Origin of the sequence: Streptomyces kaniharaensis (genome assembly GCF_009569385.1) — a bacterium.
GTDB lineage: Bacteria > Actinomycetota > Actinomycetes > Streptomycetales > Streptomycetaceae > Kitasatospora > Kitasatospora kaniharaensis.
In genome coordinates, this window is the sequence record NZ_WBOF01000002.1 from 687870 (window position 1) to 709679 (window position 21810).

The window sequence follows — 21810 nt, forward strand, 5'->3', positions numbered from 1 at the left end:
AGGTCCTCCATGAGAGGTCCGCTCAGCTCCTCGGGGCCCAGGCCGTTCGTCGGCCCAGGCCCGGATTCACTTACTCGTTACTCCTCGGGGGATGTAGCTCTTGAGCAGCACCGTCACCCGGCCTGATGGCGCGGGCGCGCCGGCCGGTCCTTCCGTTGTCGCTCCGGCGGCTCCGCCGCGCGCGCTGACGGCCCGGCGCCGTCGTCCGGCGCTGATCGGCCTGTCCGTGGCCCTGATCGCCGCCGGCGGTCTCCTCGGCGCCTTCGCCGTGCTGACGACCGGGCAGCACAAGGCGGTCGTCGCGCTGGCAAAGCCGGTGGCCGAGGGCGCGGTGATCACCGACGCGGACCTGACCGAGGCGTCGATCACCCTGGACCCGGCCGCGATCAAGCCGATTCTCGCCGTCAACCGCGACGCGGTGGTCGGCAAGCGGGCGGCGAACAACCTGCACGCCGGCGCCCTGGTGACCAAGGAAGACCTGACCGACGCGCCGCTGATCGCCGCCGGGCAGCAACTCGTGGGTGTGCTGCTCAAGCCGGGCCAGCTGCCGTCGACGCCGCTGACCCCGGGCACGGCGGTGCTGGTGGTGTCCACCCCGGGTGAGGACTCGGCCGCGGCGGCTGCGGCGAACGCCGCGAACGCCGCGCCGCCGTTCACGATGAAGGCCAAGGTGGTGCGGGTCGGCGACCCGGAGACCACCGGAAACCGCACGGTGGACCTCGCGGTGGCCGGCACCGACGGGCCGGCGCTGGCCGCCCGTGCGGCGACCGGGCGCATCGCGGTCATCGTCGCGGCAAAGGGCCAGGGCTGATGGCGGTCGTCACGGTCTCCGGCTGCACGGGTTCCCCGGGCGCCACGACCACCGCGCTGGCGCTGCTGCTGTCGTGGCCGCTGGAGCCGGGGCGGCGGGCGATCCTCGCGGAGTGCGACCCGGACGGCGGGTCAGTGGTGCTGGGGGCGCTGTCCGGGCGGACCCCCGGTTCGTACGGGCTGCGCAACCTCGCGGTGGCCGACCGGCAGGGGCAGCTGGGCGAGGCGTTCTGGCGCCAGCTGGTCGACCTGTCGGACGGCGGTATGGACCGGCTGCTGCTGCCGGGGATCACCGACCCGGCGCAGGCGGCCGGCCTGGCGTACACGTGGGAGCGGCTGGCAGATCTGTTCACGTCGATCGAGAACGTGCTGCCCAGTCACGACGTGATCGTGGACCTCGGGCGTTCGGGCGCGTTCGGCCTGGCATCGCCGCTGGTGCGCAAGGCGGACGTGCAGTTGGTGGTGGTGCGCGGCACCCTGCGGGGCGTGCAGTCCGCGCAGGTGCGGGTGCGGGCGCTGCGCGAGGACCTGGAGGCCCACTCGCCGGGCTCGGACGGCCTGGGTGCCGTTCTGGTCGAGGCGGGGCCCTACGGCGCGGACGAGGTGTCGCGCGAGCTGGGTGTGCCGGTGGTCATGACGCTGCCGCATTCGCCGAAGGCGGCGGCCGTGCTGTCGGACGGCGAGGAGGGCGGGCGCGGGTTCAAGCGCTCGGACCTGATGCGCGCGGCGCGTACGGGCGCCGAGCGGGTCCGCGGCCTGGTCGCGCAGCGTCGTGCCCGGCTGGCTCCCGCTCCTCGTCCAGATGCTCAGGGAGGGCAGCCGAATGCTCAGCGGTAAGCCTCTTCACCCCGATCCGAGCGTGCAGCCGGTGCCGCAGGAGAGCGCTGCGGCGGCCGGTCCGTCCGCGCTGCCTTCAGGGCTGCGCTTCGGGCCGGTGACGGCCGCTCCGGCGGCGACTGCCACGGCGACGCCGACACTGGTCACCCGCGCCCCTGCCGCCGCCCCGTCACTGCCCAGTTCGCCCACGCCGACCGCGACGGCACCGACCGTCACCGCACCGGCCGCCGCCCGGCGACCCGCGCAGCCCGCCCCCCAGGCGCGCCGCGCCGCCCCGGTTGACCACGTCGACCACGCCGTCGCGGCTCAGCTCAAGCGGCAGGTCGCCGACCGGCTCTCCCGAGAGCTGGAGCGCGACCCGTCGATGGACCAGGCGACCCAGATGCAGCGCGGCCGCGCGCTGATCAACGAGGCCGTGGCCGTGTGGGCGACCGCCGCAGCGGTCGACAGCGGCCTGCCCGTGCCGCCAGAGACCGCCCGACGGATGTCCGGCGCCGTCTACGACCTGCTGTTCCGCGCCGGCCGCCTCCAGCAGTACCTGGACGACGACCGCGTGGAGAACATCCTCGTGAACGGGTACGACCGGGTCTACATCGACTACGGCGACTCCCAGCGCGTCAAGGTGCCGCCGGTGGCGGAGAGCGAGGAGGACCTGCGGGAACTCCTGCGCGACCTCGCGCGCCGCAGCGGCTCGGGCGAGCGCACGCTCTCCACCGCCAACCCGTTCCTGGCCCTGCGCCTGGAGGACGGCTCCCGCATGCAGGTGATCAGCGAGGTCACCCCGCGCACCTACGTGACGATCCGCCGCCACCGGGTACGGGACATGGACCTGAACGGCATGGTCGGACTCGGGTCGATCGACACCACCCTCGCCGCGTTCCTGGCCGCCCTGATCCGCGCGAAGAAGAACGTCATGGTGGTCGGCACCCAGGGTGTCGGCAAGACCAGCCTGCTGCGCGCGATGGCCCGCGAGATCCCCCCGGAGGAGCGGATCGGCACGCTGGAGACCGAATTCGAGCTCTTCCTCCACGAGGACGACGGGCAGGAACGCCAGATCGTCCCGATGGAGGCCCGCGAAGGCAACGGCGAACGCGTCAACGGCCGCGCGGCCGGCGAGATCACGGTCGGCGACCTGATCTACCCGGCGCTGCGCATGAGCCTGCGCCGCATGGTCGTCGGCGAGGTCCGCGGCGCCGAGGTCGTGCCGATGCTGCGCGTCATGACCAACGGCGAGGGCGGGTCGCTGTGCACCCTGCACGCCCGCGAGCCGCACATGACCTTCGACCGCATCGCCGAGCTGTTCCTCGAGTACGGGCACGGCATGACCGAGAACCTGGCCTACCGCCAGTGCGCCAACGGCCTGGACTTCGTGGTGTTCGTGAAGATGATCGACGAGACCGGCATCGGCGGGCGGCGCCACCGCTTCGTCAGCCACGTGCTGGAGGTGACGGGCATGGGCGAGAACGGCCGCCCGTCCACCAACACGGTCTTCGGCCCGCGGCCGGAGACCGGCGAGGAGCGCGCGGTGCCGCTGATGCACCCCAGCTGCCTCGGAGACCTGATGCGCGTCGGGTTCCCCGCCGTCCTGCTGGACAACCCGGCGGGTACATGGACCCGGCCACTCGACCTGATGGTGAGGATGCCGTGACGCGTCTTCTGTTCGGCCTGGTCGCCGGAATGCTCCTCGTCGGTGGCCTGGTGGGAGCCGTCGTCGGCATCGTCGGCACCACGGCTGCGCCAGCCCCCGGCCCGGCCTCGCGCTTCCGTGCCGCCCTGACGTCCGGCGAGCGCGACGAACGCGCCCGTGCCCGGGCTCGCGCCCGGCTGCTCGCCTCGGCGGTGGGCGGTGTGCTGCTGTGGGTCGTCACCGGCTGGTTCGTCCTCGGCCTGATCCTGGTGCTCGTGGTGGCGGGCCTGCCCTGGCTGCTCGCGTCCACGAGCAACAACAAGGCCCAGATCGAGAAGCTGGACGCGCTCGCCGAGTGGACCCGACGGCTGTCCGACGTACTGATGCTGGGCATGGGCCTGGAACAGGCGATCATCTCCAGCCGCAAGACCGCACCCGTGGTGCTGCAGGAGCCGGTGGGCGAGCTGGCGGCACGTCTGCTGTCCGGGTGGCGCCCGGCCGATGCCCTGCGGGCGTTCGCCAACACCCTCGGCGACGCGACGGCCGACAAGGTCATCTCGGCGCTCATCCTCAAGGTGAGCGACCGCGGTCCCGGTCTCGCGCAGGCCCTCAACGACCTCGCCGACACCATCCGGGAGGAGGTGCGCCAGCGCCGCGACGTTGAGGCCTCGCGCGCCAAGCCCCGCACCACTGTGAAGTGGCTGACGTGGATGACCGTCGCCATCGTCGTCCTCGGCAGCTTCGCCACCGACTACGTGCAGCCGTACGGGACGTTCCTGGGGCAGGTTGTTCTGGCGGTCCTGCTGCTCGGTTTCGTCGGCGTGCTGAGCTGGATGCGTTCGCTGGCCTCCTACAAGCCCACCCCGCGCTTCCTCATCGCGGATCCGCGTTCCAGCGTCAAGTTCCAGCAGGCGGCGGGCCCGACCACCGGGCAGGCCGGCTCGGTCCAGGAGGTGGTCGCCCGATGATGATCAATCCGATCGCCGTGATCGGCGGCGCACTTGCGGGCGGCGGGGTGGCCCTGTTCGTCCGGGCCATTGTGCGGCCCCAGCCGCACCTGGCCGCCACACTGGACGCTGTCAACAACCCGCGCGTCGTCGACACGACCGAACTGACCCAGGACGAGCGCGTCGGTGCCTGGCTGGAGACACACCTCCAGCAGGTCCCCGGGGTGAGCATCCCCCGGACGAACCTGGCCCTGGTCGGTCAGAGCCCGGGCCGGTTTCTGCTGACCAAGGCGGCGCTGGCTTTCATGGGCTTGCTGATCCCGTCCATGGTGTGCGCGATGTGGGCTGTCGCCGGGCTGACCATGCCGATAGCCGTGCCGGTCGTGGTGTCGCTGGTACTCGCCGCGCTGCTCTGGTTCGTGCCGGACCTGGCTCTGCGGGACCAGGCCAAGCGGGCCCGCCAGGAGTTCGCCCATGCCATTTCCGCCTACCTGGAGCTGGTGGCGCTGGAGCGGGCTGGGGACGCCGGCCCCGCCGAAGCCCTGGAGAAGGCCGCCGCGGTCGCCGATAGCTGGGCCTTCGTGCGTCTTCAGCAGGCGCTCACCCGGGCCCGGGTCGACAAGATCGCCCCCTGGGAGAGCCTCCGTCAGCTCGCCGCCGAGCTCGACCTGCCGGTCCTTGCCGACGTCGCCGACATCATGCGCCTGTCCGCGAACGACGGCGCCGCCGTCTACACCACGCTCCGCAGCCGGGCGAAGAGCCTGCGCACGGAGTTGATGGCGGGACAGACCGAGGAGGCGAACGCGGCCTCCGAGGCCATGACGGCACCGGGCGCCGTGATGGCCGTCCTGGTCATGGCACTCATCGCGTTCCCGTCCATCATCCGCATCCTGAACGGCTGACCCGTCATGGGACGAGCAGCACACATCAACGGGAGGAAACCCATGAACAAGTTCGGCACCAAGGTGCGCGAGGTAGTAGCCGCGGACCCCGAGAACCTGCCGATGCTGGCAGTGATCGACGTCCTGTCCGCCCGGATCAAGGCGCTGCGTGAGGAGGACGCGGAGCGCGGTGACATCAGCATCACCACTGTCATCATCTGGGTGGCGGTCATCGCGGCGGCCGTGGGGATCGCGGGCGCGATCATTGCGGTGGTTGCCAAGTACCAGTCCAAGCTGAACAGCCAAGGTCCTAAGTGACGGATCGCGGCGATGCCCTCACACGCGAGGGAGCGGGCCGCCGCTGGCGGCGGCCCGCCCTCGCCGACGACCGCGGGGACGTGTCCATCGAGATGGCTATCGTCTTCCCGCTGGTCATCGTTCTCACCATGCTCGTCGTCCAGGTGGGCCTGTGGTACTACGCCCGGGAGATCGCCCTGTCCGCGGCCAGCTCGGGCGTCGCGGCCGGGCGCGGCCACCAGGACTCGCCGGACAAGGGAGCCGCGCGGGCGAGGGAGGTCCTCGCCCGGACCGCGGGCAGCTCGCTGCTGCAGGCGGACGCGAGCGTCTCCTCGACCGCGGACCGGATCACCGTCCGGGTGACCGGGCACGCGCCGAGCCTGCTGCCGTTCCTGTCGGGTCTGTCCATCGACCAGAGCGCATCCGCGCCCCGAGAGCACTGGACCGCCCGTTGACGCTCCGTAAGCTCGCTCGTCGCCGGGACGAGGGCAGCGCCTCCATCGAGGCGGCGATCCTCGTCCCGGTCCTCATGCTGTTCATCGCCCTGGCGTTCATGGCCGGGCGGATCGCCCTCGCGGGTCAGGCCGTCGACTCGGCCGCCGAGGACGCCGCCCGCGACGCTTCCATCGTCCGCAACCCGAACGCGGCTGCGTCGGCCGCCGCGTCCGCTGCCCGGCAGACCCTGGCACGGCAGGGCCTGCAATGCCAGGGCGACCCGAGTGTGAGCGTCTCGGTCAGCCTCGGCCCCACAGGAACGGGTGGCACCGTCACCGCCACCGTGGTCTGCGACGTCGCGTTGAGTGACCTCGCCTTCCCCGGCGCGCCCGGCACCCACACCATCCGCAGCACGTTCACCTCCGCCATCGACCGGTTCGTGGAGCGCCGATGACCGACCGTACGACGCCGAGCGCCCGCAGGCGCCTGACCGACCGGTTGGGGGGCGGCCGCGACGCCGGAAGCATCGGCCTGTGGTGCGCGATCCTGGTGCCCGCCCTCCTGCTGATCATCGGGCTGACCATCGACGGAGGCGGCAAGATCCGCGCCACCGAACGCGCCAACCGCATCGCCCAGGAGGCCGCCCGCTCCGGCGGCCAGCAGCTCGACGCCGGCAAGGCCATCCCTGGCAAGGCGATCGTCGTCGACCCCGACAAGGCCGTGGCGTCCGCCATGTCCTACCTCAGCGCCAATGGCGCCACCGGTACCGCCTACGCCACGGACGGCGGCCGGAAGTTGTTCGTGCGTGTCGACGGCCCCGCCTACCGCACCAAGTTCTTCTCGCTGATGGGTGTCGGCGAACTCGCCGTCCACGGCGAGGCCACCGCCACCCTCGTCTACGGAGTGAACGGACCGGAGGCCCCCTGATGTCCCGACGTCCCGCCGTCCGCCGCCGCAACCTGCTCGCCGACCTCCTGCGGATGGTCGTCTCGCTGGTCGCGCTGCTGGCCCTGCTCGTCGCCTTGCCCATCGGCCTGTACGTGACGACCCGGGCCCTGCTGCCGCTCGGCCTGGCCAGTCTCGGCTCGCCCGGTGACCTGCTGACCAAGCAGGACACCGGCGGGATCGCGCTGCTGGCCCTGGCCGCCATCGGCTGGATCGGCTGGGCGCAGTTCGCGCTGTCCGTACTGCTGGAGATACCGGCGCAGCTGCGCGGGCGCAAGGCGCCGAAGATCCGCGGGTTCGCGCTGAGCCAGCGGGCTGCCGCAGGCCTGGTCGGCGGAATCCTGATCCTGCTGCCCACGGCGGGGGGCGCGTTCGCCGCCACCGCCGCGCCCACGCTTCCCGTTCCGGCGCAGGCCCGGGTGGCGGCCACCGCGTCCGCCGCCGCCGGGCAGCAGGGCCAGGGGGCCGGGCAGGTTCAGAGCACGGCGGTCCAGGCCTCGTCGGATCACATCTACACGGTCAAAGACGCCAGCCCGGCCGACAGCCTGTGGAGTATCGCCGAACACCAGCTCGGCGACGGCGCGCGCTGGCACGAAATCGCCGCCCTCAACGAGGGCCGGACGATGCCCGGCGGCGCCGTGTTCCGTGCCGCAGGCGACATCCAGCCCGGCTGGCAGCTCTACCTGCCCGGAAGCGCGGCCGGGGCCGAAGGTGCTGCTGCGCAGGCCGCGGGCGCGCCGAACACCGTGACCGTGCAGGCCGGTGAAACCCTGTCGTCCATCGCCGAACGGGAGTTGGGCGACGCCGCCCGCTACCCTGAGCTCGCCCAGGCCAACGCCGGGCACACCATGCCGGACGGGCGGCAGATGAGCAACCCCGACGAGATCTTCCCGGGGTGGACCATCACCATCCCGCAGACCGCCAAGGCGGCTCCCCCCGCCGCGGCGACACCTTCCACCCCGGCCCCCGCCACGCAGACGCCTGCCGCGCAGCCGCCCCAGAGCCCGGCACCGGCGACCCCGGCGCCGGCGGAGCAAACGCCCGTCGCACAGCAACCGGCTCCGTCCGTGCCGTCGACCGCGCCGACCACGGCACCAAGCACCGCACCCTCGGCTGCACCGAGCACCGCACCGAGCACCGCGCCCTCGGCCGCACCAAGCACCGCACCGTCAACCGACCCGGTCGCCTCGCCGTCGGCCACGGCTCAGACGCCCACCACTACACCGGCCCCGGCGCAGAGCCCCGCGCAGCCGTCGGCATCCGCGGCAGCTCCCACGCAGGCAGCCTCCCCGTCCGCGACCACCTCGGCCGCGCCCTCCGCCAGCGCCACCGCTGAGGCCCCTCAGCCCGCCGGGCCGGCCACCGCTTCGCCGAAGGCGGACGCCCCCCAGGCAAGCTCGGCAGAGCTCGTGCAGAGCAGCTCCTCCGTCGACATCGCCGCCCTCGCCACCTGGGGCGGCCTGGCCGCGGCCGGCATCGTGTCCGCGCTGGGCCTGAAGCGCATGCTCCAGCAGCGCGGCCGCCGCCGGGGCGAGCGAATCCGCATGCCGCAAGCGGCCCCGGCTGCCCCCACGCAGCCCGCGCCGGTCGACCCGGTCGCGGCGGCCTCCCACCGGCTCTCGGATCTCGAACGGCGCCTGCGGGCCACTGAGGACCCCGTCGGCGCGGATCTCGTCGACCGGGCGCTGCGCACGCTGGCAGCCAGGCTCGCCGAGCAGGGCCGCCCGCTGCCCAAGGTGGCCGCGGTGCTGCTCACCCCGACCGCGCTCGACCTGGTGCTGCTGGAAGGAGCCGAGCAGCCCATCGCGCCGTTCGCCCCGACTGCGGACCCGACGCGCTGGAGGTGCCCCGCCGTGGGCGCGGACCTGCTCGACGCGGAGAGCGCTCGACACATCGTCGCCCCCTATCCGGCGCTGGCGACGCTCGGACGCGACGGCAATGACCTCGTCCTGGTGGACCTGGAGACGCTCGGGGTCCTCCTGCTCGACGTGAACGACGCGCGGCCGTTCGTCCGCGCGCTCGCCGTCGAACTCGCCTCGGCGCCCTGGCGGGACGACCTCGGCGTCCTGCTGGCCGGTCTCGACGATGGCCTCGCCCAGCTCGACAGCGGCTACGGCCGCCTGCAGCCGGTGGGCACCCTGACCGAGGCGCTCACGGATCTGACGTCCTGGAACCAGGTCATCCGCCAGGCCCTTACCGACGCCGGCATCCCGAGCGTCCGGCACGCCCGGACCACCTCGGCCACCCCGGATTCGTGGACCCCGCGCATCGCCGTCAGCGCCGTGCCGCTCACGACCGGCGACGTCGCCGACGCCGGCCAGCTGCACTCCGATCCCGTGTGCGGCGCCTTGATCGCCCCGGCCGGCCGCGACGTGCTGCCGCAGGTGGTGCGACTGCCCGGGCTTGGCGGTGGCCCGCTCACCATCGGCGGTTTCACCCTCGGGCACCTGGTGCCTCAGCGGATCACGGACGAGGACTTCGACGCGCTGATGGAGCTCTTCGGCCTCACGAGCGAGCCGAGCGAGGCGCCGGCAGCGGACGAGACCGCGGTGGTGCCGACCGCCCCCGTGCTGGATATGGGGCCGGTGCTGCCGGCCACCGTCGTGGACCTTGGACCGGTACCGCCGGCTACCGTGCTGGATCTGGGACCGGTACCGCCTGCCACGGTGCTGGACCTGGGACCGGTGCTGCCGACTACTGCGGACGAGGTGGTCAGCGGGACGGCTGACGAAGCGGCCCACGAGGCCGAAGAGCCCGTCGACCTGCCCGACCTCCCTGACCCGACCGGACCCGTGATCAACGTCCTCGGCCCGGTTCACCTGACGGGCGTCGATACCAGCTCCATTCAGCCGGCCGCCAGCATGCGCCTGACCGAGGTCGCCGCGTGGATCGCGCTGCACCCCGGCCAGGCGATACAGCAGCTCACCGTCGACCTCAACCCCTCCGACCCGAACGCCGTCTCGTCGGCCGGGCTCGTCTCCGCGCTGAGGCGCTGGCTCGGCAGCGCCGACGACGACACCCCGCACCTGCCCCAGGACACCGGCGCGGGCCTGCGGTTCGGCCCGCACGTCGCCTCCGACTGGGACCGGTTCCTTCAGCTCACCAGCCGGGGCACCCACCGTGCCCGGCAGCAAGCGCTCGCCCTCGTCGCCGACCGGCCGTTCGCCGATGTTCCCCTACGCCGCTACATCTGGGCGGAGGGCTACCGACAGCAGATCATTGCCGCCGTCGTCGATACGGCCGCTCAGGTGGCCGAGCACTGCCTGGAGGTACGAGACCACCGCGGGGCCCTCGCGGCGGCCGACACCGGGATCCGGGTCGAGGCCGCGGCCGAGTCGCTGTACCGCCTGGCCATGCAAGCCGCCCATCTCGCGGGCGACCGCGAGAGCGTCGAGCGGTACGCGGACCGGCTCGAAGCCGTCCTCGAGCAGCTCGGCGCCCAGATGGAACCCGCCACCTCCGAGCTGCTGCATGGTCTGTTGACCGCGGACCCGCGCCTGGCCGGGTGGCCTTCATGACCGCACCCGCTGACGCCCCTGCCGACGCCCCGGAGCCGGCCAGGGGCCGGCTGCGGCTCGACGGCGACAGCATGGCGGTCCTGCGCAGGCATGCCGTCGCGGTCGGCGCCGCGGCGGTGGCCGCAGGGGCGGCGCTTGCCTGGCGCTTCGGCGCCTCGCCGCTTCTGCCGGCCTACCTGGTGTTCGTCGCTCTCGGCTGCGCCCTGAGCGTCATCGACCTCGCGCTGCACCGGCTGCCGGACGCTCTCACGCTGCCCGCTTATCCGCTATTCGCGCTGCTGCTGGCCTACCCGTCCGTGCAGGACCCCGGTGTGGCGCTAAGGGCGCTCCTCGCCGCCGTGGCGGCGCTCGTCTTCTACTTGGCCGCCGCGCTACTGCCGGACGGCCCGGGGCTGGGCGACGTGAAGGCCGCCGGCCCTATTGGTGCGCTGCTCGGCTGGACCGGCTGGTACGCCGTCGTTGCCGGCACGTTCCTCGCGTTCGTCCTCACGGCACTCGCCGGTACCGTCCAGATCCTCGCCCGCCGGGCGCCCGGCCGCACCCGGCTCCCCTTCGGCCCGTCCCTGTACGGCGGGGCTGTCCTGGCGCTGCTGCTGTTCGGCCGCTAGTGAGCTGGTTCGGAGATGCGTGAGCAGTAGCGGCAGATTCGATCGATGATCTGGTCGGCGGTCTTGGTCCACCTGAACGGCTTGGCGCTCTCGTTCCAAACCTTGATCCAGTTCTCAAGGCTGGCCTTGAGGTCGTCCAGCGAGCAGTGCACGCCGCGTTCGAGGCAACGCCGTTCCAGTTCGGCGAACCACCGCTCGACCTGGTTGATCCACGACGAGTACGTCGGCGTGAAGTGCAGCTGAAAACGCGGATGCGCCAGCAGCCAGCGATGCACCACGGGCGCCTTGTGAGCCGACAGGTTGTCGCAGATCACGTGGACCGCCAGACCGGGCTCGGTCTGGCGGTCGATCTCGTCGAGGAAGTCCCGGAAGTCCACCGCCCGGTGCTGAGCCGACAGCTTCCCGATCACCTTTCCGGTCGCGATGTCCAGGGCCGCGAACAGGTCGACGGTGCCGTGGCGGACGTAGTCGAAACTGCGGCGCTCGGGCACCCCGGGCAGCATCGGCAGCACCGGGGCGGTCCGCTCCAGTGCCTGGATCTGCGGTTTCTCGTCGACCGCGAACACCGCCGCGTTCGCCGGCGGCGCCAGGTAGAGGCCCACGACGTCCCGGATCTTGTCGATCAGCTGCGGGTCCGGGGAGACCTTGAACACCTCCGTGCGCCAGGGCTGCAGCCCGAACGCGTGCCAGATCCGCAGCACGCTGGAGGGTGAGATGCCGATCTTCCTGGCCAGCTCGCGTTTGGACCAGTGCGTGCCGCCGTCCGGCACCTCCTCCAGGGTTCGCACGACCACTTCCTCCACCTGGGCATCGGTGATGGTACGTGGGACCCCGGGGCGCGGCTCGTCTGTCAGGCCGTCCAGCCGTGCGCGCAGGAACCGGGCCCGCCACTTCGTCACGGTCCCGCGGTTCACGCCCAGTCGGGCCGCCACCGCGAGGTTGCTGCCGCCCTCCGCACACGCCAGGACGATCCGTGCCCGCAGGGCCAGCCCCTGCGCGGTCGTCCGGCGCTTCACCCAGCCCTGCAACACCTGCCGCTCCGCCTCGGAGAGCACAAGCGGCTTCAGCCTGCTGTCACCCACGCACCCCAGCACACCGCGCCCAAGGCCCAAGCCGCAGCCGTTCCCAGGAAGTCGGTACGCACGGCAACTCATGAGGCGACGGACCGACTCCGAACCAGCTCACTAGCAGCCAGTGGACACGCCCTACGCGCTGGCGGCAAACGTCAACAAGGGCATCCGTGCAGGGACGCCCGAAAGTGGTCATGTCGGGATCCGGTCTGTGAGCACCAACGGCCCGCGTACGACGGACATGGCTGCCAAAACAATGGGGGACAGCACCGGCTGACCGTCAGACAGGTGTCGCCGGTTTCGCCGTCGTGAACCCGATGTGTGTGCTTGAATCGCTGGTGGCAGAGAGCCACACAGGCAGGCAAGGAGGCACGGCCGTCGGACGGGACGCGAAGCGGGCCAAGCAGGCCCGCCGAGACAAGCGCAGGCGGGCAACTGGCATGCCACCATTTCCGGAAGCAGCGATGAGACGCGTTCTGGGGGCCTGGGATCAGGCAGTCGCCGCCGGGCTCATGGACGACGGGGCGGAGACGAAGTATCACGTCGCCCCGGACGGCCAGGTGCTCTCTGTCGCCGTAGGCACAAGCGGACAGCTGTTGGCCAACGGCGAACCGCTGACGCCATCCGTGGCCGACCGACTCCGCCTGGAGATGCCCTGGCTGGCTGGGATCGTCACCTTCTACGAGGACAACCAGGCTGCCGGCCGAGGCCTGAAAGGCTCGCCGGAGGACGGCGTCAGCCTGCTGGAGCCGCCCTCCGGCGACTAGGACCAGACTGCTACGGTGTCGCGAGTTGCGTAAAGTGTGCGCCTTGTGTCAATCTGAATTGTATGACGCAGAAGACACCGGCCCAGCTGAGGGCCGACGCGGAACAGACCCTCCGGGACCCGGGGCGGCGCCGGATGAAGCTCCTGGCCCAGCTGGAAGAGCTCGACGCAGAACTGCGCCCGCTGATCCGGGCCGCACGTGAGATGGAGCTCCCGATCCGGCGGATCACGGAGCTCACGGCCGTGGCTCCGAACACGATCCGGGCCTGGACGAAGGACAGTTAGGGGCGGACGCGACAGGCACCACCGGATCCGGTACCAGCACCCGGATGAGGGAGATCTCATGGTGAGGGTAGAAGCGGACATGGCGCCGGAAGGTGGGCGGCTGTGGGGGGCGACAATCACCCCGTACGGACATGCCCGCTCTGGCTCGTGGATTGTCCAGTGCTTCAGTGCGAGGTGTGCGCGGCTCGGCCCGTTTGCTGACCTCAGGCAGGCGCGTGCCGCGCTGCTGGCCCACCTCGGTGACCATCACCAGGCGGCTGGGGCCGTTCCCGGGCAGCTGCGCTGCCGGTGCCGTGCCGAAGGCCACTCATGGCACCCCGGACCATCGCAGGCGCTCTGTGCCGGCAGCGGGGTGCGGGTTCTGTCCTCCGATCCGAGTGGTATCGCTTGGCGGTTGAGCGAGGTCTGCCGGACCTGTGCGGAGCAGATTCCCCGGGCGAAGGTCGTCGGCGGCGCGCCGGCGAGGCGGACTCCGAGCGGGCGAGCGGATCACATCGGCGCGTCGAATCAAGCGACGCACAGGACTACCGCAGCAGCCTTCCTTCCTCCTCAGCCCACGACCTGCCCCCAGGCGCCAAGCGGCGGGACCGACACCGAGCCGAACCAACCCAAGGCCGCAGGCCAAAGCAGGCTGCTGACGTTCCCCCAAGGGCAGGCGGCACGTCAGCTTCTTGCCTATATCGCCACGTTGCCACTCACGAGTTTCGACGCCCGGCTGCTAGCGGTCATTGTCGCGATCAGGGCAGCTCGTGAGGGCCGGGCCAACTTCATCGGGCAGGACCTACGCGCCCTGCGCCTGGAAGATCCGGCCCAGGCCCTCGCCGATCTCGGCACGCTCGGCTGGCTACCCGACGGAGACCTGCTGAATGGCGATCCGTCGCAGGCCATCTCGGTCACCGCCCCCGGCCTCGGCCCCGAAGGCCCGTTGCACTTCGGCAAGCAGACCCGTACCCGAGTGTCCGGCTGGACCTCACGCGTTGTGGCGGCCAAGCCCCTCAAAAAGGCCAGGCCTGACCTGCGCCTCGCAGCCCTCTACCTGGCTGCCCACGCCAACCCTGGCGGTCGCGGTACGGTCGCCGGCCTGCCCCAGGAATGCGAGGCGGCGGCGCCAGGACTCCGCGATGCCGGCTACCTCGACGCGCTCGAGCACCCCGACTACCAGATCGCCGAGGGGCTTCTGCACCTCGTTCCCTCCCCCGATCTCACACCCGCGCCCCGCCTGGACCGCCCTGAACGGTTCCGCGTGGCTGACGGGCAGCCGAAGACTCCGGCCACCCACGTCGGCACTCCGCGTGGCTCCTCGCGAATGCTGGCAAGGGAGTAGCGGCATCGGAGGACGCCGACGAGAATTGCGGGGCCCATGAGTAACCTGATGGGCCATCGAGTCACCACTTGACGAGCACACGGGGGCAAGGTTGCACAACGGGATGACCCGGAACCAGACGGCGGTGGTCCGCAGGGGACCCAGCGGCGGTCTGCATCGATCGACTGCCGTGGTGCTGGGCGTGGGAATGGCGCTGGCAATGAGCGCCTGCTCAAGCAAGGCCGACAAGGTGGCTGCTGCTCCGTCGGTTCAGGTGCCGTCGCCGACTTCGGCCACCGCCACGCCGAGCACAGTTCCCACGGCCAAGGCGACGGCAGATGTCCTTGCGGTGTATCAGGCCTACACCGACGCCAAAGTCGCCGCGATGACCACTGGCCACGCAGATCCGGACAAGCTGTTGCTGGTGGCGACAGGAGATGCCTACGACAATCTGGCCGGCGACATCACCAGGGCGCAGCAGGCAGGGATCGTCTACAAGGGTACCGAGGTGACGCACCCGCAGGTCACGGCCCTCAACCTGTCCGACTCGCCGCAGAAGGCGACCCTCACGGACTGCATCGATGTCTCGAATTGGACGGCAGTCTTCTCCTCTACCGGGGCGAATGCGGCTGCCACCGGCATGCCCGGCCATCTGTTCGTCAATGTCGAAGCCGTTCAGAACACCGGCAGCACATGGCGGATCAGCGCGTACACGCCGGATCGGAGCCGGACATGCTGAGACGCCCGAGAGTGGCCCTGGCTGCCGCGACCGTGGCCGCGGCGGCAGCCGTGTTGCCGGCGTCGCCGGCTAGTGCTGGTGGCGGACAGTGCCCGCCCGGCAGCGTGATGACCTCGGACGTGTGCATCGTCGTCACCGATACCGGCGGAGGGGGCCCTGGCGGAAACGGCTCCAGTGGGGGCGGTTCTGGAGGGGGTAACTCCGGAGGGAGCGGTGCCCCCCAACCGTGCATGTTCAACGGGGTAGCCGTCCCCTGCTCGTCCTCCTGGGGTTGGTACAACGCGGAAGACGGCTGCTACTACAAGGTGTACGAACCGCAGCCGCCGGCCGGAGACCCGCTCTGGCAGGGCCATCAGCCTGGTGACGGCGCGGTGTACGGCCGGACATGCTATCTCGCAGCCGCTGGCGGAGGGATCGCCCAGGGGCCGAAGGGCGGCTTTATCTGGCTGCAGACTCCCCCGCCGGGCTACGGCGGTGGAGTCTCACCGGCTGCCCTGGCGCAGGAGATCTTCGCCACGATGAAGTTCGATGTGCCGGACATCGGCACGGCGCCGGAGAAGGGCGGCAAGGGCGTGGTGGGCATGCCGGTGTGGCTGTGGGCGACACCGTCGAAGACGAGCTGGGGTCAGTGGCGCGAGTCCAAGGCTGCCGGTGGGCTGTCGGTGACAGTCACAGCGCAGGTGACGCAGATCGACTGGTCGATGGGCGACGGCGGCTCCCGCACCTGCACGGTTCCCGGCACCCCGTATACGTCGGACAAGGGCGGCGCAGCTTCCCCGGACTGCGGCTACCGCTACACCACGACCAGCGCAGGCAAGCCCGACGGCAAGTTCCAGGTCAGCGCCACCACCACGTGGGCCGTCCACTGGGAGGGCGGCGGCCAGCAGGGCGACCTCCAGCCCATCAAGAAGACGTCGACGACCGAACTGACCATCGGTGAGGTCCAGGTCCTCAACTGAGGACGTCTCTGCAGGAAGCAGCGTAATCACCGGCGTCGCGCCCGACGAGGGTTTGCGCCCTCGAGGTCGGGGCGACGCCCGGTGATCCTGCGCCTATTGGCGACCTCACGCCGGGGGCCAGGGGCCACCCGGCGTCGTTGAGCGTCTCGGCCCTGGACGGAGCCACGACCACCTACGCCTACGACACGGCCGGACGGCTCGCCTCAGTCCGCGATCCCCACGGCAACTACACCACCCGCAACACCTACGACCAGCAGGGACGCGTCACCGCCCAGCAGGACGCGGCCGGCGCGACCACCACGTTCTCCTACAAGAACGGCGAGACCGACACCACCGCACCCGACGGCGGTGTGTGGAGCGACCTGTATGCGGGGAACTGGCTGCTCGCCCAGTACGACCCGTTCGGGAACGCCACGCGCTACGGCTACGACGGGTCCGGCAACCGCACCTCGATCACCGATCCGCTCGGCATGTCCACGAACCTGTGGTACGACTCCGCAGGGCATCTGACGACGCTCATCCCGCCGGTTGACCGTGCACAAAGCTGGTCATTCGACGGCAACGGCAACGTCACCAGTGCCACCGACGGCAACCAGCACACCACGAACTATGGCTACGACGCACGCAACCTGCTCACCTCGGTCAAGGACCCCAACGGAAACACCACTGCCCTGGCTTACACGCCGACTGGACAGCTGGCGAGCGTCACAACCCCCGGCGGGAACACCACCGCCTACGGCTACGACACGCAGGGCAACCTGACCTCCGTCACTTCCCCCTCGGGCAAGAAGTCGTCGAGGACGTTCGACTCCTCCGGGAGGCTGCTGACCGTCACTGACCCCCGGGGGAACGCCACCGGCGCCGACCCGGCCGCGTTCACCACTGCCTTCACCTACGACGCGGCGGACCGCATCACTTCCGTCAAGGGGCCCAAGGGCAACGTCACGTCTGTGGCGTACGATGGCGCAGGCAATCCGGTCACCGTCACGGACGCCACCAAGGCCGTCACCAGCTACGGCTACGACACCCTCAACCGGCTTACCTCCCGGACCGATCCCGCCGGCCGTCAGGCCACCCAGACCTACGACGTCCTGGGCGATGTGAACTCCCGGACCAACCCGGCTGGCGACAAGACCACCTACAGCTACGACAAGGCCCGTCACCTGCAGACGGTGACCACCCCTCGGGGCAACGCGCCCGGTGCCGCGGCATCTTCGTTCACCTGGACGTACGGCTACGACAAGGCCGGACGCCGCACCACCGTCACCGATCCGCTCGGCAACACCACCAAGACCGACTACGACGCGCTCAACCGGCCCACCGCGGTCACCGACCCGCTCTCCCACACACGAACCGTTGAGTACGACAACGCCGGGAACGTCACCTCGATCCTCAACGCCCTGTGGCAGCGGACGACGTTCGGCTATGACCCGGCGGACCGCCTCACCTCGGTCACCACGCCGCTGAGCGAGACGACCAACTTCTCGTTCGACACCGACGGCAACCTCACCGCCCGTACCTCACCGCTGGGCGAGCGCACGAGCTACGGCTACGACACCGACGGCCGCAGGACCACGATCGTGGACCCGCGCGGCAATGTCACCGGCGCCAACCCCGCCGACTACACCTGGACCACCGCCTACGACGAGGCCGGCCACCCGCTCAGCGTCACCGACCCGCTCGGCAACAAGCAGAGCGCGACGTACGACGCCGCGGGCAACCTGCTGACCTCGACCGACGCGGCAGGAAAGACCACCAACTACGCCTACGACACCCTCAACCGCGTCGTCACCGTCACCGCCCCCGACAGCGGGGTGACCACCAACACCTACGACAGCACCACCGGCCTGCTCACCGCCCGCTCCGACGGCAACACCCACGCCACCGGCTACGGCTACGACAAGGCCGGACGCACCACCAGCATCACCGACCCGCTCGGCCGCGCCGTTAACTTCGAGTACGACGCGGACGGCAACCGCACCAAGGTCACCAACGCCCGCGGTCAGACGATCACCTCCACGATCAACCCGGCCGGCCAGATCACCGCGGTCGCCTACTCCGACGGCACCCCGGGCGCCACGTACGCCTACGACGCCGCCGGGCACATCACCGGCGTCACCGACGCCACCGGATCCCGCACCCTGGGCTACGACTGGGCCGACCGGCTGACCAGCGTCACCGCCCCCGGCCTGAGCCAGGGCTTCAGCTACACCTATGACACGGACGGCAACCTCACCGCCCGCACCTTCCCCGACAAGACGGCCACCGCCTACACCTACGACAAGGACAGCCGCACCAGCGGCCAGACCGTCGCCGGGAAGACCGTCGCCTACACCTACGACCAGACCGGCAACCTCCTCACCGCGACCGCTCCCAGTACGACCCCGGTCACGGAGACCCGGGCCTACGACCGCGCCGGACGGCTGACCTCGACCAGCGATGCCAGCGGCGTCAAGAACTACACCCTGGACGCCAACGGCCGCGTCATCAGCCAGCAGTACCAGGACAGCGGACCCAACCCCCGACCGGCGACCAGCTACACCTATGACCCGGCCGGGCGCCTCGCCAGCACCTGTGCAGGCACCAGCCCGACCGGCTGCACATCCAACAGCACCACCAGCTACACCTGGGACAAGGCCGGCAACCAGCTCACCGTGACCGCCCCGGACGGCTCGAAAACCACCAACACCTTCGACGCCGCCGACCAGCTCACCGCCAGCACCACTGGCACGACCAACGCGACCTACCAGTACGACGCCGACGGAAACCGCACCACTGACCCGGCCGGCACCTACACGTACGACCCGGTCGGCCGTCTGACCGGCGCGAAACTCCCCACCGGCACCATCGCCTTCACTTACGACGCCGACGGCAACCGGTCCGCCACCAGCAAGAACGGAGCACCCGACCGCACGATCCGCTGGGACATCAACGGCGCCTTCCCGCAGATCGCCACCGAGACCAACGCCACCGGCGCCCCGATCGGCACCTACCACCCCGGCCCCGACGGACTGCCGCAGTCCATGGACACCCCCGCCGGCAGCCTCTACTTCCAGCACGACCGCCTCGGCTCCGTCACCACCACGACCGACGGCACTGGGACCAACCAGGCCACCTACAACTACGACAACCGCGGCAACCGCACGACGAACGGCACCGCCACCACACCCGCCCCGTTCGGCTTCACCGGTCAGTACACCGACCCCTACCTGCCGGGCCAGACCCACCTGAGGGCCCGCCAGTACGACAGCACCACCGGCACCTTCACCACCCGCGACCCGCTGACCTCAGGTATCGGCTCGCCCCTCAATTCCGCCTACACCTACGCCAACGGCGACCCCACCAACCAGACCGACCCCTCCGGCGCCTGCCCCCTGTGCATCAGCGCCCTCATCGGCGGAATCGGCGGCGGCATCATCGGCGCCGGCGTCTACGCCTGGCAGCACCAGGGCAGGGACTTCAGCTGGACCGGCTTCGCCGCCGCCACCGGCAAGGGCATCCTGATCGGCGTCGGCGCAGGCCTCCTCGCCCCCATCGGCGGCTCTGCAGCCGCCGCCCTCGGCCTCGAAGGCACCGCCGCCACCATCACCTCGGCCAGCGTCAACGCCGGAGTCGGCGCCGGCTACACCTGGCTCGTCAACACCGTCCAATGCCAGCCCACCACCCCCCAGGACCTCCTCCTCGGCGCCGCCGGAGGCGCCGGAGGAACCCTCCTGGGCCCCGCATTCCGCTGGCTCAAGAGCGGCCTCCTTGCACCACGCGTGACCGCGTACGCCATGAGTGAGACCGTCACTCCGACAACGAACGGCGGCAGTTGGGATCCCGCAGAAGCCCCCTACCTCTTCCGTGGCGTCAGCTACGCGGACGCGACCGACCCGGCCGAGTGGCAACGGGCCTATCAAAACGCCCTCGAAGGCAAAGTCGAACCTAACGGCACCAACACGGATGTTCAGCGGCACGTGGGCGGCAATACGGGGGACAGCGCCTACACCTCATGGACCACCGACTACGAGGACGTGGCGCTCGACTACAGTAGGGAAGGAAACGGGCCGGGTGTGGTTCTGCGCATAACCAACGCCAACGGTAACGGCTACTTCCGGGTCCCCGGTGTCGTCTATGTCGAGGACTACGCCAGTGAACTCGAGGTCACGATCGGCGGTGTCGTCACCGGTGCCGAGATCAGCGTGAACGGAGGACCATGGACGCGGATCGGGCAGTAATCCTTGTCCGCCGAGCGATTGCACAGGGCGTTTGCGATCAGGCTGTGGCCCGCGTCCTCGACAGCGAATTCTCGGTGGAGTGCTCACCCGTGCGGATCGAGTCCATGCGACGGATCTACGAGAGAAGACTACGTCGTAGCCCTTCGAACGCCAGTCATCTTCGTACCACGCGTGCACTCGTGGAGTTCCTGCAGGCTGCACAAGGTGAAACTCTGACGATGATCACTATCGATGCTGGGGAATCGGGATACGAGATGTTTCTCGCCGATGCCGAGGCCGCCCAAATTTCCTTCTGGATGAAGATGTTTCGTCGCCCATCGACCGTGGATCAGCGGCCCGACTGGGGTGCATAGCTTGAGGACGGGTAGACGGTGCCGGTCCAGCAGATCTGCTGAATGGCCCACAACAAGGCCTGCGGAATCGATATGATACTCAACCCGGGCGGCAGCTTCCGGACTGCATTCACCATTCCCTAGCCGGAAATTCCATGATAGGGCCGTCATGGCGCCACGCGCCATGGCGACCCTATCATGGTGTCGAATTTTGTATTTATGGAGTGAAATTTCGATGTTTCACCTCGACTTTGACCGAAGCTCGATGCGAGAATTGCCCAAGAGGAAGATTGCTTCCCTCCCCTCGGTCACTGAGATGAATCTGCGATACGGCTACTTCATGGTAGAGGTGAGGTTCACCACAGAAGGCATGGACGAATCTTTCCCGGGAACCACAATCCTAGACTTCATGCTCTGTTTGCTCCAGGCGGCCGACGATGTAGGGTGCGGGAAGGTGGGGCGTGTCAACTTCACGGATAATCCCACATCGATCACCTTCCATCCCAAGGAATTCGGTCTGACGATTCTGCGGTCATGGGACCCCGTGCCAGGCCACTGCAGGACTGATGAGTTCCTGCGTGCAGTCCGCCTGTTTGTCGAGGCGGGACTGGAGTTTGTTTCTGGAAAGTATCCGGCCTTCACTCAGAATCCGGTCTACCGCAAGATTTTGGCAATTCTGGAAGAGCTGGAACTGTCGCCAGACAGGCGATCCAAGGGTCTGCGGGCAGCAGCAACAGGTAGCTTTCCCCTGAACACTCATGTCCAGCAGCAACCGGCGCACCGGTGAACTCGCTTTCTACCGCTGCTACTCGGCCCACCCGGTTCCACTGAGCTCCCTGGTCAAGGTGGCTGGACGCCGCTGGACGGTGGAGGAGACCTTCCAAGCCGCCAAGGGCCTGGCCGGACTGGACGAGCACCAGGTCCGCCGCTGGGTCTCCTGGCAACGCTGGACCACCCTGGCCATGCTCGCGCACGCCTTCCTCGCCGTCACCGCCGTCATCGAACGCCACGAACAAAGCGGCAGCCGAAATCGGCCAGCTGACCTGCAACGAAATCAAACGACTGTTCGCAGCCCTGCTCCAGCCCGTCCGCGACCTCGCCCACCGACTCCGCTAGTCAGCATGGCGGCGCCGACACCAAACACGATCCCGCACCGGCCACTACCAGCGACAAGCCGCCCAACAAACGTGAAGATCACGATCTACAGCCGGAGTACTAACGTAAGTCTTAG

General features: G+C 70.0%; 20 protein-coding genes and 1 pseudogene. 20 read left to right on the forward strand and 1 reads right to left on the reverse strand.

Annotation, left to right across the window (positions count from 1 at the left end):
* Window positions 1-100: 100 nt before the first annotated feature.
* From F7Q99_RS30805 to F7Q99_RS30855, 11 genes are read left to right on the forward strand one after another with little or no spacing between them, the layout of a single operon-like run.
* Window positions 101-811: an SAF domain-containing protein gene (locus F7Q99_RS30805; RefSeq protein ID WP_153467319.1), complete on the forward strand. Its 711-nt coding sequence runs from the start codon at window positions 101-103 to the stop codon at window positions 809-811.
* Window positions 811-1647 carry a hypothetical protein gene (locus F7Q99_RS30810; RefSeq protein WP_153467322.1) on the forward strand — a complete coding sequence of 279 codons (837 nt, stop codon included), beginning with the start codon at window positions 811-813 and terminating at the stop codon, window positions 1645-1647. The genes F7Q99_RS30805 and F7Q99_RS30810 overlap by 1 nt, the downstream gene beginning before the upstream one ends.
* Window positions 1634-3295, forward strand: coding sequence for a CpaF family protein (locus F7Q99_RS30815; protein WP_153467325.1), 1662 nt, complete (start codon window positions 1634-1636; stop codon window positions 3293-3295). Before F7Q99_RS30810 ends, F7Q99_RS30815 begins: the two co-directional genes overlap by 14 nt.
* A complete protein-coding gene (locus tag F7Q99_RS30820) occupies window positions 3292-4242 on the forward strand; it encodes a type II secretion system F family protein (protein WP_326847357.1) in 951 nt (316 codons plus the stop codon). Before F7Q99_RS30815 ends, F7Q99_RS30820 begins: the two co-directional genes overlap by 4 nt.
* Window positions 4239-5123: a hypothetical protein gene (locus F7Q99_RS30825; protein WP_153467330.1), complete on the forward strand. Its 885-nt coding sequence runs from the start codon at window positions 4239-4241 to the stop codon at window positions 5121-5123. Before F7Q99_RS30820 ends, F7Q99_RS30825 begins: the two co-directional genes overlap by 4 nt.
* Window positions 5124-5165: 42 nt before the next feature.
* Window positions 5166-5420 carry a hypothetical protein gene (locus tag F7Q99_RS30830; RefSeq protein WP_230211007.1) on the forward strand — a complete coding sequence of 85 codons (255 nt, stop codon included), beginning with the start codon at window positions 5166-5168 and terminating at the stop codon, window positions 5418-5420.
* Window positions 5417-5854 carry a TadE/TadG family type IV pilus assembly protein gene (locus F7Q99_RS30835; RefSeq protein WP_326847358.1) on the forward strand — a complete coding sequence of 146 codons (438 nt, stop codon included), beginning with the start codon at window positions 5417-5419 and terminating at the stop codon, window positions 5852-5854. The genes F7Q99_RS30830 and F7Q99_RS30835 overlap by 4 nt, the downstream gene beginning before the upstream one ends.
* A complete protein-coding gene (locus tag F7Q99_RS30840) occupies window positions 5851-6288 on the forward strand; it encodes a TadE family protein (protein WP_230211008.1) in 438 nt (145 codons plus the stop codon). Before F7Q99_RS30835 ends, F7Q99_RS30840 begins: the two co-directional genes overlap by 4 nt.
* Complete coding sequence (locus F7Q99_RS30845; RefSeq protein WP_153467333.1) at window positions 6285-6761, forward strand: pilus assembly protein TadG-related protein; 477 nt, start codon at window positions 6285-6287, stop codon at window positions 6759-6761. The genes F7Q99_RS30840 and F7Q99_RS30845 overlap by 4 nt, the downstream gene beginning before the upstream one ends.
* Window positions 6761-10297, forward strand: coding sequence for a LysM peptidoglycan-binding domain-containing protein (locus F7Q99_RS42805; protein ID WP_153467336.1), 3537 nt, complete (start codon window positions 6761-6763; stop codon window positions 10295-10297). Before F7Q99_RS30845 ends, F7Q99_RS42805 begins: the two co-directional genes overlap by 1 nt.
* A complete protein-coding gene (locus F7Q99_RS30855) occupies window positions 10294-10905 on the forward strand; it encodes a prepilin peptidase (protein WP_153467339.1) in 612 nt (203 codons plus the stop codon). Before F7Q99_RS42805 ends, F7Q99_RS30855 begins: the two co-directional genes overlap by 4 nt.
* Here the strand turns inward: F7Q99_RS30855 and F7Q99_RS30860 are convergent.
* Complete coding sequence (locus tag F7Q99_RS30860; protein ID WP_326846734.1) at window positions 10902-11987, reverse strand: IS630 family transposase; 1086 nt, start codon at window positions 11985-11987, stop codon at window positions 10902-10904. The two genes, F7Q99_RS30855 and F7Q99_RS30860, sit on opposite strands and share 4 nt — an antisense overlap.
* A 452-nt stretch (window positions 11988-12439) precedes the next feature.
* On the opposite strand from F7Q99_RS30860, the gene F7Q99_RS30865 reads away from it, so the two are divergent.
* The 9 genes and pseudogenes from F7Q99_RS30865 to F7Q99_RS41885 all read left to right on the forward strand — a co-directional run.
* Entirely contained in the window at window positions 12440-12742 is a 303-nt protein-coding gene (locus F7Q99_RS30865) for a hypothetical protein (RefSeq protein ID WP_153467342.1), read from the forward strand.
* Window positions 12743-12804: 62 nt separating this feature from the next.
* Window positions 12805-13026 (forward strand): hypothetical protein, encoded by a 222-nt coding sequence (locus F7Q99_RS30870; RefSeq protein ID WP_153467345.1) that lies wholly within the window; start codon window positions 12805-12807, stop codon window positions 13024-13026.
* A 394-nt stretch (window positions 13027-13420) separates the two neighbouring features.
* Entirely contained in the window at window positions 13421-14350 is a 930-nt protein-coding gene (locus tag F7Q99_RS30875; RefSeq protein ID WP_153467349.1) for a hypothetical protein, read from the forward strand.
* A 103-nt stretch (window positions 14351-14453) separates the two neighbouring features.
* Entirely contained in the window at window positions 14454-15068 is a 615-nt protein-coding gene (locus F7Q99_RS30880) for a hypothetical protein (protein ID WP_153467352.1), read from the forward strand.
* 230 nt (window positions 15069-15298) lie between these two features.
* Entirely contained in the window at window positions 15299-16027 is a 729-nt protein-coding gene (locus F7Q99_RS30885) for an ATP/GTP-binding protein (RefSeq protein ID WP_195911320.1), read from the forward strand.
* 137 nt (window positions 16028-16164) lie between these two features.
* A complete protein-coding gene (locus F7Q99_RS42810; protein ID WP_153467358.1) occupies window positions 16165-20247 on the forward strand; it encodes an RHS repeat-associated core domain-containing protein in 4083 nt (1360 codons plus the stop codon).
* Window positions 20248-20426: 179 nt separating this feature from the next.
* Window positions 20427-20600 (forward strand): hypothetical protein, encoded by a 174-nt coding sequence (locus F7Q99_RS30895; RefSeq protein WP_153467361.1) that lies wholly within the window; start codon window positions 20427-20429, stop codon window positions 20598-20600.
* A gap of 214 nt (window positions 20601-20814) precedes the next feature.
* A complete protein-coding gene (locus F7Q99_RS30900) occupies window positions 20815-21366 on the forward strand; it encodes a hypothetical protein (RefSeq protein WP_153467364.1) in 552 nt (183 codons plus the stop codon).
* Window positions 21335-21770: pseudogene (locus F7Q99_RS41885) on the forward strand (IS701 family transposase); the annotation flags it as partial. The gene F7Q99_RS30900 and the pseudogene F7Q99_RS41885, both read left to right, overlap by 32 nt.
* Window positions 21771-21810 lie beyond the last annotated feature (40 nt).

Bases quoted from the DNA above. Each gene is read 5' to 3' on its own strand.
- F7Q99_RS30810 (WP_153467322.1), top strand. From the start codon at position 811: ATGGCGGTCGTCACGGTCTCCGGCTGCACGGGTTCCCCGGGCGCCACG.
- F7Q99_RS30815 (WP_153467325.1), top strand. From the start codon at position 1,634: ATGCTCAGCGGTAAGCCTCTTCACCCCGATCCGAGCGTGCAGCCGGTG.
- F7Q99_RS30825 (WP_153467330.1), top strand. From the start codon at position 4,239: ATGATGATCAATCCGATCGCCGTGATCGGCGGCGCACTTGCGGGCGGC.
- F7Q99_RS30830 (WP_230211007.1), top strand. From the start codon at position 5,166: ATGAACAAGTTCGGCACCAAGGTGCGCGAGGTAGTAGCCGCGGACCCC.
- F7Q99_RS30845 (WP_153467333.1), top strand. From the start codon at position 6,285: ATGACCGACCGTACGACGCCGAGCGCCCGCAGGCGCCTGACCGACCGG.
- F7Q99_RS42805 (WP_153467336.1), top strand. From the start codon at position 6,761: ATGTCCCGACGTCCCGCCGTCCGCCGCCGCAACCTGCTCGCCGACCTC.
- F7Q99_RS30855 (WP_153467339.1), top strand. From the start codon at position 10,294: ATGACCGCACCCGCTGACGCCCCTGCCGACGCCCCGGAGCCGGCCAGG.
- F7Q99_RS30865 (WP_153467342.1), top strand. From the start codon at position 12,440: ATGAGACGCGTTCTGGGGGCCTGGGATCAGGCAGTCGCCGCCGGGCTC.
- F7Q99_RS30870 (WP_153467345.1), top strand. From the start codon at position 12,805: ATGACGCAGAAGACACCGGCCCAGCTGAGGGCCGACGCGGAACAGACC.
- F7Q99_RS30880 (WP_153467352.1), top strand. From the start codon at position 14,454: ATGACCCGGAACCAGACGGCGGTGGTCCGCAGGGGACCCAGCGGCGGT.
- F7Q99_RS30885 (WP_195911320.1), top strand. From the start codon at position 15,299: ATGTTCAACGGGGTAGCCGTCCCCTGCTCGTCCTCCTGGGGTTGGTAC.
- F7Q99_RS30900 (WP_153467364.1), top strand. From the start codon at position 20,815: ATGTTTCACCTCGACTTTGACCGAAGCTCGATGCGAGAATTGCCCAAG.